We start from the raw sequence: 14,855 nt of genomic DNA on the forward strand, positions 1-14,855 counted from the left end.
TTCACTTCGTGTCCATAGCCGTTCAGCCTTTGCGCTGGTGATCAATCGGGAAATCCTGCGTGTCCAGTGGGCCGGACACCCGCAGGGCTCGTCCGAACGCGCGGCGCCGCAGTGCGGCATCCATGCATTCGCGCGTCTCGTGCACCCACGCGCCCCTGCCCGGCAGCGACGCGGCTCGATCTGCAATCAAGACGCCGTCGCGGGCCACGACTCGCAGGAGTGAGGACCGGGAGGCACGCGCGCGGCAGCCCACGCACGTTCGAACAGGTTCCATTCTACCCCCTCGACCGAGTTCCCGGTTTCGTCAGGACTCCAGGATCGAGTCGGGCTGGATGTCGATCTTGGCGCCGGTGAGCTTCGCGGCGAGGCGGGCGTTCTGGCCCTCCTTGCCGATGGCGAGCGACAGCTGGTAGTCGGGGACGAGCGCCCGGACGGCCTTGGTAGCCGCATCGAGCACGAAGCTCGAGGTCACCTTGGCCGGCGACAGCGCGTTGGCCACGAAGGTCGGCAGGTCGGCGTTGTAGTCGATGATGTCGATCTTCTCGCCGCCGAGCTCTTCCGTGACGGCGCGGACGCGGCGGCCCAGCTCGCCGATGCAGGCGCCCTTGGCGTTGATCGAAGGGTCGTTGGCCTTGACCGCGATCTTCGTGCGGTGACCGGCCTCACGGGCCAGCGAGGTGATCTCCACGAGACCGTTGGCGATCTCGGGCACCTCCATGGCGAAGAGCTTGCGGACGAGTCCGGGGTGGGTGCGCGACACCGTGATCGAGGGACCCTTGGTGCCCTTGGAGACCGAGGTCACGTACACGCGCAGTCGCGAACCGTGACGGTACTCCTCGCCCGCGACCTGCTCCTCGGGCGGGAGGATGGCCTCGATCGTGCCGAGGTCGACGTGCACCATGCGCGGGTTCGGCCCCTGCTGGATGACACCGGCGACGATGTCGCCCTCCTTGCCCCGGAACTCTCCCAGCACGGCGTCGTCGGCGATGTCGCGCAGGCGCTGGCTGATGACCTGCTTCGCGGCGAACGCGGCGATGCGGCCGAAGTCGTCGGGAGTCGACTCCTCCTCGCCGATGACGGCGCCGTCCTCATCGCGCAGCGGCACGTAGATGGCGACGTGACCGGTCTTGCGGTCGAGCTCCGCACGAGCCCCCTCGGGCAGCTCGCCGTCGGGCGAGGTGTGCTTGGCGTACGCCGTGAGGACCGCCTGCTCGATGATGCGGACGAGTTCGTCGAAGGGGATCTCCTTCTCTCGCTCGACGGTGCGCAGCAGTGAGAGATCGATGTCCATGGGGGCCCTCCATATTCAGCTCTTGTCCGGGCGCGTTTCGCGCTCCCGGCATCCATCCCACGTTACCCGATGGGGCTGTGAACGTGTTTGCCCGGCCCCGAGGAGACCGCGACCGGCGGATGATCTCGCGATACTGGGGGCATGACCGAACGCGCTCCCCGCCTCGCAGACCCCGGACTGATCGGACTGCTCGGTTTCGTCATCGCCACCCTCACGGCGCAGCTGGAGCATCTCGGGCTGCAGAACGAGAGCCCGGTGTTCTGGGTCGGCGCCGTCTTCGGCGGCGTGGTCCAGGTCACCGCGGGGATGCTCTCCTACTTCGCGGGCGACGACTTCCACTTCATCGTCTACAACGCCTTCGGGTGGTACTGGATCTGCATGCCCGGCTTCCTGCTCGGCGGCGAGCTCGGGTTCTTCGAGGTCGAAGGACCCGCACGCGGCGTGTTCACGCTGATGTTCTCGATCCTGGCGCTCGTGTTCGCCCTCTCGGCGGCATCGCGCAACACCGTGCTGCCCGTCACGCTGCTCGCGGTCGCGGTCGGCCTCGGACTGCAGACGATCACGGCGTTCGGCGGGCCGGCGGCCGTGGGGGCAGCAGGCTCGGTCGCGCTGCTGGTCGCGTCGGCACTCGCGGCGTACATGCTTCTCGAGAAGTTCTACACGCGAACGCTGGGTCGCAGCATCCTGCCTCTGGGCCCCGCGTGGTTCCGGCCCGCCTCACCTGTATCGATTCAGGCGCATACTGTTTGAGGACCGGGCGGCCCGCGCTGCGGGAGACGACGCCCGATCGTGACATCGGTCGCGACGACGGCTCTGCCGCCGCGACCGCAACGCGAAAGGAACCTCACATGACCACCAACGCGCACGCCGCCGTCCTCCACGGCCAGGACGCCCCGTTCACCTTCGAGGAGATCGTCCTCGACGACATCCGTCCGAACGAACTGCTCGTGAAGGTCGCCGCCACCGGCCTGTGCCACACCGACCTCGCCGTCCAGCACGGTCACATCCCCGCGGCGTTCCCGTTCGTCCTGGGGCACGAGGGCGCGGGCACCGTCGAACAGGTCGGCGACGCCGTCGTCGGCTACGCCGTCGGCGACAAGGTCGCGGTGTCGTTCGCCTCGTGCGGCCACTGCACCAACTGCCTCACGGGACGCGAGGCCTACTGCCGCAACTTCATGGCGCTCAACTTCGGCGGAGCCCGCGAGGACGGCTCGGCCACCATGACCGCCGCCGACGGCTCCGCCGTGCACGGGTCGTTCTTCGGACAGTCCTCGTTCGCCAGCCACGTCATCGTCGAGGCCCGCAACGCGGTGAAGCTGCCCGCGACCGCCGACGTCGAGATCGCGGGGCCCCTCGGCTGCGGCGTGCAGACCGGAGCCGGCACCGTGCTCAACTCGCTCGACGTCCCCGCCGGCGCATCGGTCATCGTGACCGGCACCGGCGCCGTGGGCCTGTCGTCGATCATGGGCGCGAAGGTCGCCGGCGCCACGACGATCATCGCGGTCGACATCATCCCGGAGCGGCTCGAGTTCGCGGCGAAGCTCGGCGCCACGCACACGGTCAACAGCAAGGACGAGGACGCGGTCGCACGCATCCTCGAGATCACCGGCGGGGTCGGCGCGGACTACGCCGTCGACACCACCGCCGTTCCCGCCGTCGTCGACACGATCGTCGCCGCCACCGCATTCGGTGCGAAGATCGCGCTGGTCGGTGTGCCGAAGCCGGGCACCGAGATCGCGCTCGCCTCGATCTCGGGCTCGGGCAAGACCTTCGTGGGCGCGATCGAGGGCGACGCGGTGCCGCAGAAGTTCATTCCCGAGATGCTCGCGCTGCACGAGGCCGGACGCTTCCCGTTCGACCAGCTCATCACGAAGTACCCGTTCTCGGAGATCGAGCAGGCCATCGCCGACACGCAGTCGGGCAAGGCGGTCAAGGCCGTCCTCGTCATGGACTGACGGTCCGGATACGCCGATCGGGCCGGAGCATGCACATGGGTGCGCGCTCCGGCCCGATCCGTCTGGTCGGGCGCGGGAGGCCGTAGGCTCGCGGGATGGCCGAACACGGGGTGCACGACGCGGCGAGCGCCGTCGAACGGCATCCCGCGGCACGTGTGCTGGCCCGAGGCGGTTACGTCGCAAACGGCTTCGTGCACCTGCTGATCGGGTCGCTCATCGTCGCGGTGGCCTTCGGCGGCGAGCGCGACGCCGATCAGACGGGGGCCTTCCGCGCGGTCGCGGAGCTTCCGCTCGGTTTCGTCGCGCTGTGGGCTGCGGCCGCGCTCCTGGCGGCGCTGGGCGTGTGGCATCTCGCCGAGGGCATGCTCGCCTCGCGGCGGCGGCGCGGCGCGGCCGTCTGGGCGCTGCGGGTCTCGGAGTGGGGACAGTCGGTCGTGTTCCTGTTCTTCGGCGGGTTGTCCGCCGCGGTGGCGCTCGGTGCACGTCCGCAGGCCGACGAGGCCGCGCGCGACGCGAGCCGCGGCATCCTCGCGCTTCCCGGCGGGGTCTTCGCGATCGTGCTCGTCGGGGTCGGTGTCGCGGTCGCCGGAGTGGTCTTCGTCGTCATGGGCGTGCGCCGTTCGTTCCACACGAAGATGACGATCCCCGATGGCGCCGTCGGTCGCGCCGTCGAGGGCCTCGGGATTCTCGGCTTCATCGCCAAGGGCATTGCTCTGGGGTCGCTGGGCGGAGTGCTCATCGTCGCCGCCGTGAGGTCCCGCGCCGAGGAGGCCGGCAGCCTGGATGCCGCGATCCGAGCGCTGCTCGACCTGACGTTCGGCCCCGAGATCGTGGTCGTCGTGGGAGCCGGGCTCATCGCCTACGGCGTGTTCACCGTATTCCGCGCGCGCTACGCCGACCTCTGAATCCGCAGCAAGGAGTGCGCCGGATGCCGCGACCTGCGCGGCATCCGGCGACCGGAGGCTGAGATCAGCGGGCGGTGAGTCGAGCGACGGCGTCGGCGACCGCGACGGTCTCGCGCTCCCCCGTGCGGCGGTCCCACAGCTCGACCTGGCCGTCGGCCGCGCCGCGCCCGACGATGACGATGCGCGGCACACCCACCAGCTCGGCGTCGCCGAACTTCACGCCGGGCGACACCTTCGGGCGGTCGTCGTAGACGACCTCCAGGCCCGCCGCCTCGAGCTCGCCCGAGAGCTGCTCGGCCAGCTCGAAGGCCGCGGCATCCCGGCCCGTCGCCACGACGTGGACGTCGAACGGCGCGACCGATGCGGGCCAGATGAGTCCGCGCTCGTCGTTGTTGAGCTCGGCGATGATCGCCAGGATGCGGGTCACGCCGATGCCGTACGACCCCATCGTGACCGTGACGAGCTTGCCGTTCTCGTCGAGGACCTTCAGCCCCAGCGCCTCGGCGTACTTGCGGCCGAGCTGGAAGACGTGGCCGATCTCCATGCCACGCGCGATCGAGACCGGACCCGAGCCGTCGGGGGCCGGGTCGCCCTCGCGCACGGTGGCGACCTCGACGAACGCGTCGGCCGTGAAGTCACGACCCGCGACGAGGGAGTGGACGTGCTTCTGGTCGATGTTCGCGCCCGTGATCCACGAGGTGCCGTCGACGACGCGGGGGTCGAGGACGTAGCGGATGCCGGTGGCCGACTCCTCGCCGAGCACCGGGCCCTCGGGCGACCAGGGGCCGATGTACCCCTTGACCAGCAGCGGGTTCTCGGCGAAGTCCTCGGCCGTCGCCGGCTCCACCTCGGCCGGCGCGAAGGCGACCTCCACGCGCTTGTCGTCGACGTCGCGGTCGCCGGGCAGGCCCACGACGACGAGCTCGCGCGTTCCGTCGAGGTGCGTGAGGGCGAGCACGACGTTCTTGAGCGTGTGCGCGGCGGTGTACTCGCCCTCGAGGTTCGCGTTGACGTGTGCCACGAGCGTCTCGATCGTGGGGGTGTCGGGCGAGTCGAAGACGACCGGCTCCGGCAGCCCGTCGATCGGCCCCGCCTCGGGGACGACCGTGGTGAACGCCTCGACGTTCGCGGCGTAGCCGCCCGCCGAGCGCACGAACGAGTCCTCGCCGACGGGCGTGGGGTGCAGGAACTCCTCCGACCGCGACCCGCCCATGGCGCCGGCATCCGCCTGGACGATCACGTACTCGAGACCGAAGCGCTGGAAGATGCGCTCGTACGCGTCGCGCTGGGCCTGGTAGCTCGCCTCGAGCCCCGCGTCGTTCGCGTCGAACGAGTAGGCGTCCTTCATCGTGAACTCGCGGCCGCGCAGCAGACCGGCGCGGGGGCGCGCCTCGTCGCGGTACTTGTCCTGGATCTGGTAGATCGTCAGCGGCAGGTCCTTGTACGACGAGTACAGGTCCTTCACCAGGAGCGTGAACGCCTCTTCATGCGTAGGCGCGAGCAGGTAGTCGCCGCCCTTGCGGTCCTGCAGGCGGAACAGCAGGTCGCCGTACTCCTCCCAGCGCCCCGTCGCCTCGTACGCCTCGCGCGGCATCAGGGCCGGGAAGTGCACCTCCTGGGCGCCGGCCGCGGCCATCTCCTCGCGCACGACGCGCTCGATCTTGGCCTTGACGCGCAGGCCGAGCGGCAGCCACGCGAAGATGCCCGCCGCCTGAGGTCGGATGTAGCCGGCGCGGATCAGCAGCTTGTGACTGGCGACCTCGGCGCCCGCGGGGTCTTCACGGAGCGTGCGGAGGAACAGGTGCGACATACGGGTGACCACGAGTCGAGTCTACGGATGCCGCGGGGCCGCGATGTGCGCTCGGCGGGTCATCCCAGTCGCATCAGGTAGGCCGAAGCCACAGATGCCAGATCCGCACCTCGCCCTCGGACCTCGATGAGGTTCACGCCGTCCGTGGCGACCACTGCCTCATCGCCCGATGCGCTCGCACCGACGCGGGCGTCCGTCGCGCCCGCGACCTCGACCGGGGTTCCCGCCCCCGCCGAACTCGCCGCGTCTGCCCATACGGGCCCGGCGCCTGGGCGCACGGTGATGCTGAAAGCCGTGAGGCCGTCAGCGGTGTACCAGAGGCAACTCGCTTCTCGGTGCGCAGCGTTGGCGATGGCTGTGTGCAGGTTCGCGGGCCATCCCGTTCCAGGTTCGACCGTCAGACTCGCCCCGACAACCTGGGCCAGCTCAGCCGTGTCGGCATCCGAGCACGCGATCGGCGTCCGCCACTGTCGTGTGGGAGGAACAGCGTGGGCGCTCGGGAGCATGGCGAGCGAGCCGTCGACTCGCTCGAGAATGGGGAGCAGGTCCGATGAGTCGGAGCCAGAATCCTGCGGCGAAGAGCTGGCGACGATCGCCCAGAAGCGTTCGCCCGCGCTGACCCGGTAGCAGAACCTCCCCACCTCGCGGTCGTGGCAGTCGTCAGCGCCAAACTCGTCGACGACGCCATCTGCTGCGGCCTCCGCGGGCAGCACCACGAGCTCCATCATGCCGCTGTTCACGGCGTAGCGGCAGTACAGGCCGCCCAATGTGGCTAGCGTGACGTCGCCCGCAGCCGAATCATCTGCCATGAACTGCGCGTCGGATTCGACGGCATCCGAGAGGCTGTCAGCGGGCAGGACTGCCTCGCAGTCTCCATTAGCCACCTGCAGCGCAGCCGCAGGCGGGGACGGTGCAGGGGGTGACGGCGTCGTGGGCGGCGAGGTCGGCGTCGGCGTCGGTGTCGACGGCGGGGTCGGAGACGGGGGCACAGGCGTCGCTGTCTCAACCGGGGTGGCGATGCGGTGATCCGACCGTGCCGTGGCGAAGGCGACACCCGAGATGACACCCCCGACGAGTACGACGGCGGCGGCGCCGGCGACCAGGTGCGAGCGCCGAGCGCGGGTCGCGCTCATACGCCCCGCTCCTGCGATGATGCGATCGCGCAGATCGCCGTGCTCATTCGGGGTGAGCTGATCGTTCAGGTCCACGATGCCTCCAACGCCGTCATCTCGTCTCGTAGCCGGCTCTTTGCCCGTGAGAGGCGTGACTTGACCGTGCCGACGGGGATCCCCAGGGTCTGAGCGACATCGCGCTCGGGGTAGCCCTCGAGCACGCTGAGGACGACGACGCTCTGCTCACCGGCCGGCAGCTGCTTGAGTGCCGCGAGCACACCGCTCTCGTCGTGGGCCGACGGCGCCGCGGATGCGGACGCCGCGGGGGTCTTCGCCAACAGCGCTCGGTAGCGCCGCCCCGATCGCTCGAGATTGCGCGCCGTGTTCGCAACGGTCGTCAGCAGCCACGGCAGCGGCGACCCGTCGACGAGGCGCACACTCGCGCGCTTGCGCCAGAGCTCGAAGAAGGCGATGGCGACCGCGTCCTTCGCGTCCTCGCGATCGGTCAGCAGGCGGCTCGCGTGCCGGAACAGCCGCGACTCGTATCTGTCGAACAGGTCTCCCAGCGCGGACTCGTCGCCCGCCCGCAGTCGCTGCCATGCAGCGGCCTCATCATCTCCCACACCCTGTAGTGTCCGGCACTGCCGCGAAGGTTCGCGGTCGTGCGAACTAATCTGAGCGGATGACGACCGTGCTGCTGACCGGGTTCGAGCCGTTCGCGGGAGACGCGACCAACCCGTCTGGGGATGCCGTCCGCCTTGTCGCCGATCAGTGGGACGGGCCGGAACAGCTCGTCACCGCGGTTCTTCCCGTCGAGTTCGACGGCGCTCGGCGCAGGCTCCGCCAGCTCATCGCGACGCACGACCCGGATGTCGTGGTCGCGACGGGCCTCGCGGGCGGACGCGCAGGCATCACGATCGAGCGTGTCGCGATCAATCTTCTCGACGCGCGCATCCCCGACAACGCCGGTGACCAGCCGGTCGACGTCCCGTCGTCACCCGGAGGGCCGGCCGCCCGCTTCGCGACCCTGCCCGTCAAGGCGATCACCGCCGCGATCATGGATGCCGGCATCCCCGCCACCGTCTCGCACTCGGCCGGCACTTTCGTCTGCAACCACGCGATGTTCACCGTGCTCGACGTCGACGACTCCGGGCTCCGCCGGGCGGGCTTCATCCATGTGCCCTACGCGAGCACGGACGCTCCCGTCGGTCAGCCGTCGCTTGCTCTCGTGGAGATCGCGCGGGCGATGCGCATCGCCATCCGTACATCGCTCGACACCGACGTCGACGCGTCCTACGCCGCGGGCACGATCGCCTGATGCGATTTCGCTTCAGCTGGAGAGCGCGGTGAGCATCCGAGACAGGACCTGAGCTGCGACCTCGGCGTCCTGAGACCACATGCTGACGACGTTCGTGCCGTCTGTCGCGTAGACGAGCACCGACCCGTAACCCCGATCGACGCCGAACGAGTCCGCGGCGCCTGCTACCTCAACGGCGACCGCTGCCTCGGCGTTACCCGTACGAAGTTGCTTCCATTGCCAGCCGAGACCGGGGGCAGCGAGAGGGGCGAGGATGCGGAACTCGTGCGTGTCGTAGTGGAGCCGCTCACCGTCGGAGAACATCGGGCAGGTTAGCGCGATACCGGCCGAGGCGAACAGGACGTCCTCGGGTTGCTCCGCCCCCTCCCAGTAGCCATGTCGGTAGGGGCCGACGATGTCTTCGAGACCGATGGCCTCCCCGAGCTCGACGCAGTCGGGGATGGACCAGGTCTGGTCGATGCGGTCGACGGGGCGTGGCTTCGTCGCCGACGCGAGGTTCCGCGACACCGCCTCGACGGCTGCGCTCAGAAGCTCTTCCGGCGCCTCATAGACCTCGGAGCCGACGGTTGCGCTGACCCAGTCGTCTCCCACGCGGACGCCGAAACGACAGGCGCTCGAATCATAATTCGGTTCGCAGAACGCGACCGAGTAGGCGGCAGCGATCTCGTTGGTCACCGCCGCGGCGGGTAGCACCATCGTGGTGAGGTTCCTGACACCCGCGGCGGGCTCGACGCCCTCCGCCGCAAACCAGGTACAGGTGAGACCCCCCACGGTGCCGACGGGGTCGGCCTCCACGGGCACGGGACGCTCCGGCTCCCACAACGCGATCTGCTCGGCGACGGTGATCGAGCCCGCGCCGAGAAGCTCATCGCGCTGCTCGACCGTGAGCATCTGGTCGCAATCGGCGTCGAACGCCCGGACGGGCTCGAGGTTCGGCGTCGGGGTGGGTGTCGGGGTGGGGGCGGCAGACGACGGGCTGACCGGCGACGGGGTCTCCGCCGCACGTTCGACGGGGGTGCATCCCACCGCGAGAACGGCGGCGATCGCGAGGGGCAGGAACGCGACGGGACGACGGAGCACGCCTTCAGCCTGGCAGGACCGGCACGCCGGCCGCGGCATCCGCCGTCGAAGCGTTATGGAACCGATCTCAGGCGGTGACGACCTGCGCCGTACCGAGGGGCGCGTCGGGGCCCAGCTCGTCGGCGATACGGCGGGCCTCTTCGATGAGCGTCGCGACGATCTCCGACTCGGGCACGGTCTTGATGACCTCGCCCTTGACGAAGATCTGGCCCTTGCCGTTGCCCGACGCGACGCCGAGGTCGGCCTCGCGAGCCTCGCCCGGCCCGTTCACCACGCAGCCCATGACCGCGACGCGCAGCGGCACGGTGACATCCTTCAGACCCGCCGTGACGTCGTCGGCGAGCGTATAGACGTCGACCTGCGCGCGCCCGCATGACGGGCACGAGACGATCTCGAGCTTGCGCTCCCGCAGATTGAGCGACTGCAGGATCTGGTGTCCGACCTTGACCTCTTCGGCCGGCGGCGCCGACAGCGAGACGCGGATCGTGTCTCCGATCCCCTCTCCCAGCAGGATGCCGAACGCGGTGGCGCTCTTGATCGTCCCCTGGAACGCCGGGCCGGCCTCGGTCACCCCGAGGTGCAGGGGCCAGTCACCGCGCTCGGCGAGCTGCCGATAGGCCTTGACCATGACGATCGGGTCGTTGTGCTTGACCGAGATCTTGAAGTCGTGGAAGTCGTGCTCCTCGAAGAGCGACGCCTCCCAGACCGCGCTCTCGACGAGGGCCTCCGGGGTCGCCTTGCCGTACTTCTCCAGCAGACGACGGTCGAGAGAACCGGCGTTGACGCCGATACGCAGCGAGACGCCCGCGGCCTTCGCCGCATTCGCGATCGCTCCGACCTGGTCGTCGAACTTCCGGATGTTGCCCGGGTTCACGCGCACCGCGGCGCATCCGGCGTCGATCGCCTGGAAGACGTACTTGGGCTGGAAGTGGATGTCGGCGATGACGGGGATCTGGCTCTTCTTGGCGATGATGTGGAGCACGTCCGCGTCGTCCTGCGAGGGTACGGCGACGCGCACGATCTCGCAGCCGGACGCCGTGAGCTCGGCGATCTGCTGCAGCGTCGCGTTGATGTCGGTGGTGGGTGTCGTCGTCATCGACTGCACGCTGACGGGGGCTCCTCCCCCGACGAGCACCTTTCCGACGCGGATCTGCCGGCTCTTGCGGCGGGGGGCGAGGACGTCCGGAACCTGGGGCATCCCGAGATTGACAGCTGGCACGGGCACAGCCTACGCGGCAGGGCCGCAGACGGGCTGGGAGCCGCGCGACACCGCATCCCTCGTGCGGGTGTGATAATTTCGGCCCATGCGCACGCGCCTCTCCTGGTGGCACACCGCCTAGGCGGTGTGTTCGACGTGCACACGTTTCAGACCGCCCGGCGTTGAAGGCCCGGCGGTCTTCTTCGTGGGGCGGGCGCTCCGACGAAGAAAGACGACGATGACCGGTTCCCTCCCGACCCTGACCGATCTCGCCGCGAGCGGTGAGCCGTTCGCGCTCATCGCGCGCGACGGGGCGAGCGTCGATGTGCTCCGCGGCGACGTCGTCGACGTCGACCGGCTCGCCGACATCCCGCTGGACGATCCCGACGGCACTCCGCGCGAGGTGCTCGCCCTCGTGCCGTTCCGTCAGGTGGTCGAACGCGGCTTCGTGTGCCACGACGACCGGGCACCACTGCGCTGCCTGCGCGTCGCTGACCACGATTCCCTGCCCCTGGCCGAGGCACTGCGCCAGCTGCCGTCGGAGCGCGTGCCGCTCGAGGACGCCGGGTTCGACATCTCCGACGACGACTACGCCGACATCGTCCGCCGCGTGATCGCCGACGAGATCGGCCGCGGCGAGGGCGCCAACTTCGTCATCCGCCGTGATTTCACCGCGACGGTCGAGACGGATGCCGTCACCGCCGGCCTCACCTGGTTCCGCGCGCTGCTGCAGCACGAGCGCGGCGCGTACTGGACCTTCCTCGTCGTGACCGACGGTCACGTGGCGGTCGGCGCCAGCCCGGAGGCCCACGTCAGTGCCCGCAGCGGGGCGCCCGCGGAGCCCGGGACGAGCATCGTGACGATGAACCCGATCTCCGGCACCTTCCGGCATCCCCGCGGCGGCGCGACTGCCGAGACCCTGACGGAGTTCCTCTCCTCCACCAAGGAGACCGAGGAACTGTTCATGGTCGTCGACGAGGAGCTGAAGATGATGTCGGCCGTCTGCTCCGACGGGGGCCGCATCACGGGGCCGCATCTGAAGGAGATGTCGCGCCTGACCCACACCGAGTACATGCTGCGCGGCTCGAGCACGATGGATCCCCGCGACATCCTCCGTGAGACCATGTTCGCCCCCACCGTCACGGGCTCGCCCATGCAGAACGCGTGCACCGTGATCGCGCGGCACGAGCGCACGCCCCGCGGGTACTACTCCGGCGTCGCGGCCCTGTTCACGCCCGCGGCCGGCGGCGGCCACGACCTCGATGCGCCCATCTTGATCCGCACGGCCTACCTCGTCGACGGCCGGCTGCGCGTGCCGGTCGGCGCGACGCTCGTGCGGCACTCCGACCCGGCGGGCGAAGTGGGCGAGACCCACGGCAAGGCGGCCGGCGTCCTGGGCGCGATCGGCGCCGTCGACCGCGACGAAGCGCCCGCGGCGATCGCCGACACGACGGCCGTCGACGAGGACGCGCCGGCCGCGCACCGCCCGCGGCTCGGCGACGATCCGACCATCGCGGCCCTGCTCTCCTCACGCAACGCGCGTCTCGCGCAGTTCTGGCTCGACCCGCAGGCCGCCGAGGGCGGGCCGTACGCGGGCCGCGAGGTGCTGGTCGTCGACGCCGAGGACCGCTTCACCACGATGCTCGGACACCAGCTGCACCACCTCGGGTTCACCGTTCGCATCGCTCCCTGGCACGAGGTGACGGATGCCGCGGTCGACGAGGCCGGCCTCGTCGTCTTCGGTCCCGGCCCGGGCGATCCGCGCGACGGCGCGAGCCCTCGCATCGCCCGCATGCGAGAGCTCGTCGGCCGGCGCGCCGACGCGGGCACTCCGCTGCTCGCGGTCTGCCTCAGCCACCAGATCCTGGCCGACCGGCTCGGCATCGCGCTGGCCCCTCTCGCGTCGCCCCATCAGGGCCTGCAGAAGAGCGTGGATGTGTTCGGGCAGCCGGCATCCATCGGGTTCTACAACACGTTCACGGCGCGCGTCGCTCCCGGCACCGACCGCCTCGGCGACACCGAGATCGCGGCCGACCCGTCGTCGGGTGACGTGTACGCGCTCCGGGGTCCGGGATACGCCTCCGTGCAGGGGCACCTCGAGTCGATCCTGTCTCGAGATGGCCTGCCGACGCTCGAGCGGCTCATCGGGTTCGCGCTCGAGCCCGTCGCCACCTGACCGCCGCCGCAGCGCGGCGAGCGCGTCAGCCGAGGATCGAGATCGGGTTGAAGACGTCGGCGAGGATCAGCGTCCCGCCCATGACGATGAGCGCGATCACGACGACGAAAGTGACGGGCACGAGCTTCGTGGCGTCGACCGGCCGCGGCGCCGGGCGGCGGAAGAGCTTCGCCCAGGCACGCTTGATCCCGTCCCACAGGGCCACCACGACGTGTCCGCCGTCGAGGGGCAGAAGGGGCAGCAGGTTGAAGATGAACAGCGCGATGTTGAGCGAGCCGAGCAGGCTCAGCAGGTCGACGACGCGGTCCTGAATGGGCGCTTCGGTCGCGGCGACCTCCCCCGCGATGCGCCCGGCACCGACGACCGACAGCGGCCCATTGGGATCGCGTTCCGCACCGGTGACGAGGGCGACTCCGGTTTCGTAGACCTTGACGGGCAGCTGCCAGATGACGCTCGCGACGGCGCCGAGCCGCTCGACCGCCGCCTGCGGTCCGGTCCAGATCGGCTGCGGCACGTTGATACGCGTTCCCGTCATACCGACGAAGCCGACCTCTTTCACCTCGGTCGTCCCGTCCGCGGCCATCACGGGGCGTTCGGCGGCGATCGGGGTGACCTCCAGCGTGACGCGGTCGCCGTCGCGCTCGACGATGATCGGGATTGTGCGCCCCGGCGACGCCTGGATGATCGCGGTCGCCTCGACGTAGCCCGTCACCTCGGTGCCGTCGACGGCGACGATGATGTCGCCGGGGCGTATGCCGCCTGCCGCGGCCGGTGAGACGGGATCACCGGGCTCGCACGTCGTGCGCTCGACGCCGGCCGGGACGACGCACTCGTTGACGCCGGCGATCGTCGTCGAAACGCTCGGCAGTCCGATGGCGCTCAGCGCGATGCCGAAGAGCACCATCGCGAGTACGAAGTTCATGAGCGGCCCGCCGACCATGATGACGATGCGCTTCCACACCGACAGCTGGTAGAACGCCGGTCGCGTGTCGTTCTCGACGAGGGTCTCGGCGTTGGCGAGGCGGGCGTCCTGCACCATCGCCCCGAAGAAGCGACCGCTGCGCCGGGTGGCGGCCTCGGGATCCTCGGGTGCCGGCGGATACATGCCCGACATCGAGATGTAGCCACCGAGAGGCAGGGCCTTCACGCCGTACTCGGTCTCGCCGAAGCGCCGCGACCAGAGGGTCGGCCCCAGGCCGATCATGTAGCGGCCGACACGCACGCCGAACAGCTTGGCGGGGACGAGGTGCCCGACCTCGTGCAGCGCGATCGAGACGGCGAGCCCGACGACGAGCAGCACGACGCCGATGACGAAAGCGAGGACGGTCACGACCGCTCAGAGTACCCGCCGAGTCTTTGAATCGGCCCAGGCCGTAAACTCCCACCATGGAGCGGGCGCAGAGTGCGGCAGTGCGGCGTGCTCGCGCGCTGCGGGGAACCGCCTCCGCCGCGATCGCCACCGTCTTCGCCGCCACGGCCCACACCATCTCGGGCGGGCTGGCGCCGCTCTGGCTCATCGTCGTGGCGACGCTGCTCGCGGCGCCCGCGGCCGTCTGGCTCGTCGGCCGCGCACCCTCGGCATGGCGCACCGGCCTGGTCGTCCTCGCCAGTCAGGGCCTGTTCCACACCTTCTTCTCGATCGCGGGTGCCGCTGATCCGACGGCGCCGGTCCCGCACACCCACGGCGGAGGGCTCCCCGCCCTCGCGCCTCTCACGCATACGCACGCCGTGAGCTCGGGAATGACGGCGACGCATGTTCTCGCCGCCGCCGTGACCGTCGCCACGCTCGTCGCCGGCGAACGCCTGGTGCGCGCCATCCATCGCGGCATCCTGCGGTTCGTGCGATTGATGTCGCCGTCGGTTCGTGCGCGGACTCCGATGCTCCGTCCCGTCCCGCGCCGCGAACGCGTCGCGGCGGCCCGTCGCCTCCGTTTCTCTCTGTCACTGCGGGGTCCGCCGGTCGCCACCGTGTGACCTCCCCTTCCCGTAGCGGGCCGCATGACGCCGCCC

The 14,855-nt window shown here is 70.2% G+C and carries 14 protein-coding genes; 6 read left to right on the plus strand and 8 right to left on the minus strand.

Annotated features, from left to right (window positions below):
- Window positions 1–22: 22 nt before the first annotated feature.
- Together CBF90_RS06590 and nusA are read right to left on the minus strand one after the other, a co-directional pair.
- Window positions 23–274 (minus strand): YlxR family protein, encoded by a 252-nt coding sequence (locus CBF90_RS06590; RefSeq protein WP_023955131.1) that lies wholly within the window; start codon window positions 272–274, stop codon window positions 23–25.
- A 30-nt stretch (window positions 275–304) separates the two neighbouring features.
- Window positions 305–1,291 (minus strand): transcription termination factor NusA, encoded by a 987-nt coding sequence (gene nusA / locus CBF90_RS06595; protein WP_023955133.1) that lies wholly within the window; start codon window positions 1,289–1,291, stop codon window positions 305–307.
- A gap of 141 nt (window positions 1,292–1,432) precedes the next feature.
- Here nusA and CBF90_RS06600 point away from each other — a divergent pair, with 141 nt between their 5' ends.
- From CBF90_RS06600 to CBF90_RS06610, 3 genes are all read left to right on the plus strand, one after another.
- A complete protein-coding gene (locus CBF90_RS06600) occupies window positions 1,433–2,041 on the plus strand; it encodes an acetate uptake transporter family protein (RefSeq protein ID WP_023955135.1) in 609 nt (202 codons plus the stop codon).
- 98 nt (window positions 2,042–2,139) lie between these two features.
- A complete protein-coding gene (locus tag CBF90_RS06605) occupies window positions 2,140–3,246 on the plus strand; it encodes an NAD(P)-dependent alcohol dehydrogenase (protein WP_088380190.1) in 1,107 nt (368 codons plus the stop codon).
- Between the two features lie 95 nt (window positions 3,247–3,341).
- Window positions 3,342–4,151: a DUF1206 domain-containing protein gene (locus CBF90_RS06610; protein ID WP_088380191.1), complete on the plus strand. Its 810-nt coding sequence runs from the start codon at window positions 3,342–3,344 to the stop codon at window positions 4,149–4,151.
- Window positions 4,152–4,215: 64 nt separating this feature from the next.
- On the opposite strand, the gene CBF90_RS06615 is transcribed toward CBF90_RS06610, so the two are convergent.
- Genes CBF90_RS06615 through CBF90_RS06625 form a run of 3 tightly spaced genes read right to left on the minus strand, consistent with a single transcriptional unit; the run spans window position 4,216 to window position 7,696 of the window.
- Window positions 4,216–5,973 carry a proline--tRNA ligase gene (locus tag CBF90_RS06615; protein WP_088380192.1) on the minus strand — a complete coding sequence of 586 codons (1,758 nt, stop codon included), beginning with the start codon at window positions 5,971–5,973 and terminating at the stop codon, window positions 4,216–4,218.
- 47 nt (window positions 5,974–6,020) lie between these two features.
- Complete coding sequence (locus CBF90_RS18565; RefSeq protein WP_088380193.1) at window positions 6,021–7,169, minus strand: hypothetical protein; 1,149 nt, start codon at window positions 7,167–7,169, stop codon at window positions 6,021–6,023.
- Window positions 7,160–7,696, minus strand: a complete 537-nt coding sequence (locus CBF90_RS06625) for an RNA polymerase sigma factor (RefSeq protein ID WP_023955145.1) — start codon at window positions 7,694–7,696, stop codon at window positions 7,160–7,162. The genes CBF90_RS18565 and CBF90_RS06625 overlap by 10 nt, the downstream gene beginning before the upstream one ends.
- Window positions 7,697–7,755: 59 nt before the next feature.
- On the opposite strand from CBF90_RS06625, the gene pcp reads away from it, so the two are divergent.
- Complete coding sequence (gene pcp, locus CBF90_RS06630) at window positions 7,756–8,391, plus strand: pyroglutamyl-peptidase I (protein WP_172407797.1); 636 nt, start codon at window positions 7,756–7,758, stop codon at window positions 8,389–8,391.
- Between the two features lie 12 nt (window positions 8,392–8,403).
- On the opposite strand, the gene CBF90_RS06635 is transcribed toward pcp, so the two are convergent.
- Together CBF90_RS06635 and ispG are read right to left on the minus strand one after the other, a co-directional pair.
- Window positions 8,404–9,471 (minus strand): hypothetical protein, encoded by a 1,068-nt coding sequence (locus tag CBF90_RS06635; protein WP_023955149.1) that lies wholly within the window; start codon window positions 9,469–9,471, stop codon window positions 8,404–8,406.
- A 67-nt stretch (window positions 9,472–9,538) separates the two neighbouring features.
- The gene (ispG, locus tag CBF90_RS06640; RefSeq protein WP_023955151.1) at window positions 9,539–10,669 is read right to left on the minus strand and encodes a flavodoxin-dependent (E)-4-hydroxy-3-methylbut-2-enyl-diphosphate synthase; all 1,131 of its coding nucleotides are present in this window, start codon (window positions 10,667–10,669) and stop codon (window positions 9,539–9,541) included.
- A 238-nt stretch (window positions 10,670–10,907) separates the two neighbouring features.
- On the opposite strand from ispG, the gene CBF90_RS06645 reads away from it, so the two are divergent.
- A complete protein-coding gene (locus CBF90_RS06645; protein WP_088380194.1) occupies window positions 10,908–12,845 on the plus strand; it encodes an anthranilate synthase family protein in 1,938 nt (645 codons plus the stop codon).
- 25 nt (window positions 12,846–12,870) lie between these two features.
- On the opposite strand, the gene CBF90_RS06650 is transcribed toward CBF90_RS06645, so the two are convergent.
- Complete coding sequence (locus CBF90_RS06650) at window positions 12,871–14,175, minus strand: RIP metalloprotease (RefSeq protein WP_088380195.1); 1,305 nt, start codon at window positions 14,173–14,175, stop codon at window positions 12,871–12,873.
- A 56-nt stretch (window positions 14,176–14,231) separates the two neighbouring features.
- Here CBF90_RS06650 and CBF90_RS06655 point away from each other — a divergent pair, with 56 nt between their 5' ends.
- Window positions 14,232–14,819 carry a hypothetical protein gene (locus CBF90_RS06655; protein WP_088380196.1) on the plus strand — a complete coding sequence of 196 codons (588 nt, stop codon included), beginning with the start codon at window positions 14,232–14,234 and terminating at the stop codon, window positions 14,817–14,819.
- The last annotated feature ends 36 nt before the right edge of the window (window positions 14,820–14,855 follow it).

The sequence above is a fragment of the Microbacterium sp. AISO3 genome, from assembly GCF_002204305.1.
Lineage (GTDB): Bacteria > Actinomycetota > Actinomycetes > Actinomycetales > Microbacteriaceae > Microbacterium > Microbacterium arborescens.

Bases quoted from the DNA above. Each gene is read 5' to 3' on its own strand.
- CBF90_RS06590 (WP_023955131.1), bottom strand. From the start codon at position 274: ATGGAACCTGTTCGAACGTGCGTGGGCTGCCGCGCGCGTGCCTCCCGG.
- CBF90_RS06655 (WP_088380196.1), top strand. From the start codon at position 14,232: ATGGAGCGGGCGCAGAGTGCGGCAGTGCGGCGTGCTCGCGCGCTGCGG.
- CBF90_RS06610 (WP_088380191.1), top strand. From the start codon at position 3,342: ATGGCCGAACACGGGGTGCACGACGCGGCGAGCGCCGTCGAACGGCAT.
- CBF90_RS06645 (WP_088380194.1), top strand. From the start codon at position 10,908: ATGACCGGTTCCCTCCCGACCCTGACCGATCTCGCCGCGAGCGGTGAG.
- nusA (WP_023955133.1), bottom strand. From the start codon at position 1,291: ATGGACATCGATCTCTCACTGCTGCGCACCGTCGAGCGAGAGAAGGAG.
- ispG (WP_023955151.1), bottom strand. From the start codon at position 10,669: ATGCCCCAGGTTCCGGACGTCCTCGCCCCCCGCCGCAAGAGCCGGCAG.
- CBF90_RS06605 (WP_088380190.1), top strand. From the start codon at position 2,140: ATGACCACCAACGCGCACGCCGCCGTCCTCCACGGCCAGGACGCCCCG.
- pcp (WP_172407797.1), top strand. From the start codon at position 7,756: ATGACGACCGTGCTGCTGACCGGGTTCGAGCCGTTCGCGGGAGACGCG.
- CBF90_RS06600 (WP_023955135.1), top strand. From the start codon at position 1,433: ATGACCGAACGCGCTCCCCGCCTCGCAGACCCCGGACTGATCGGACTG.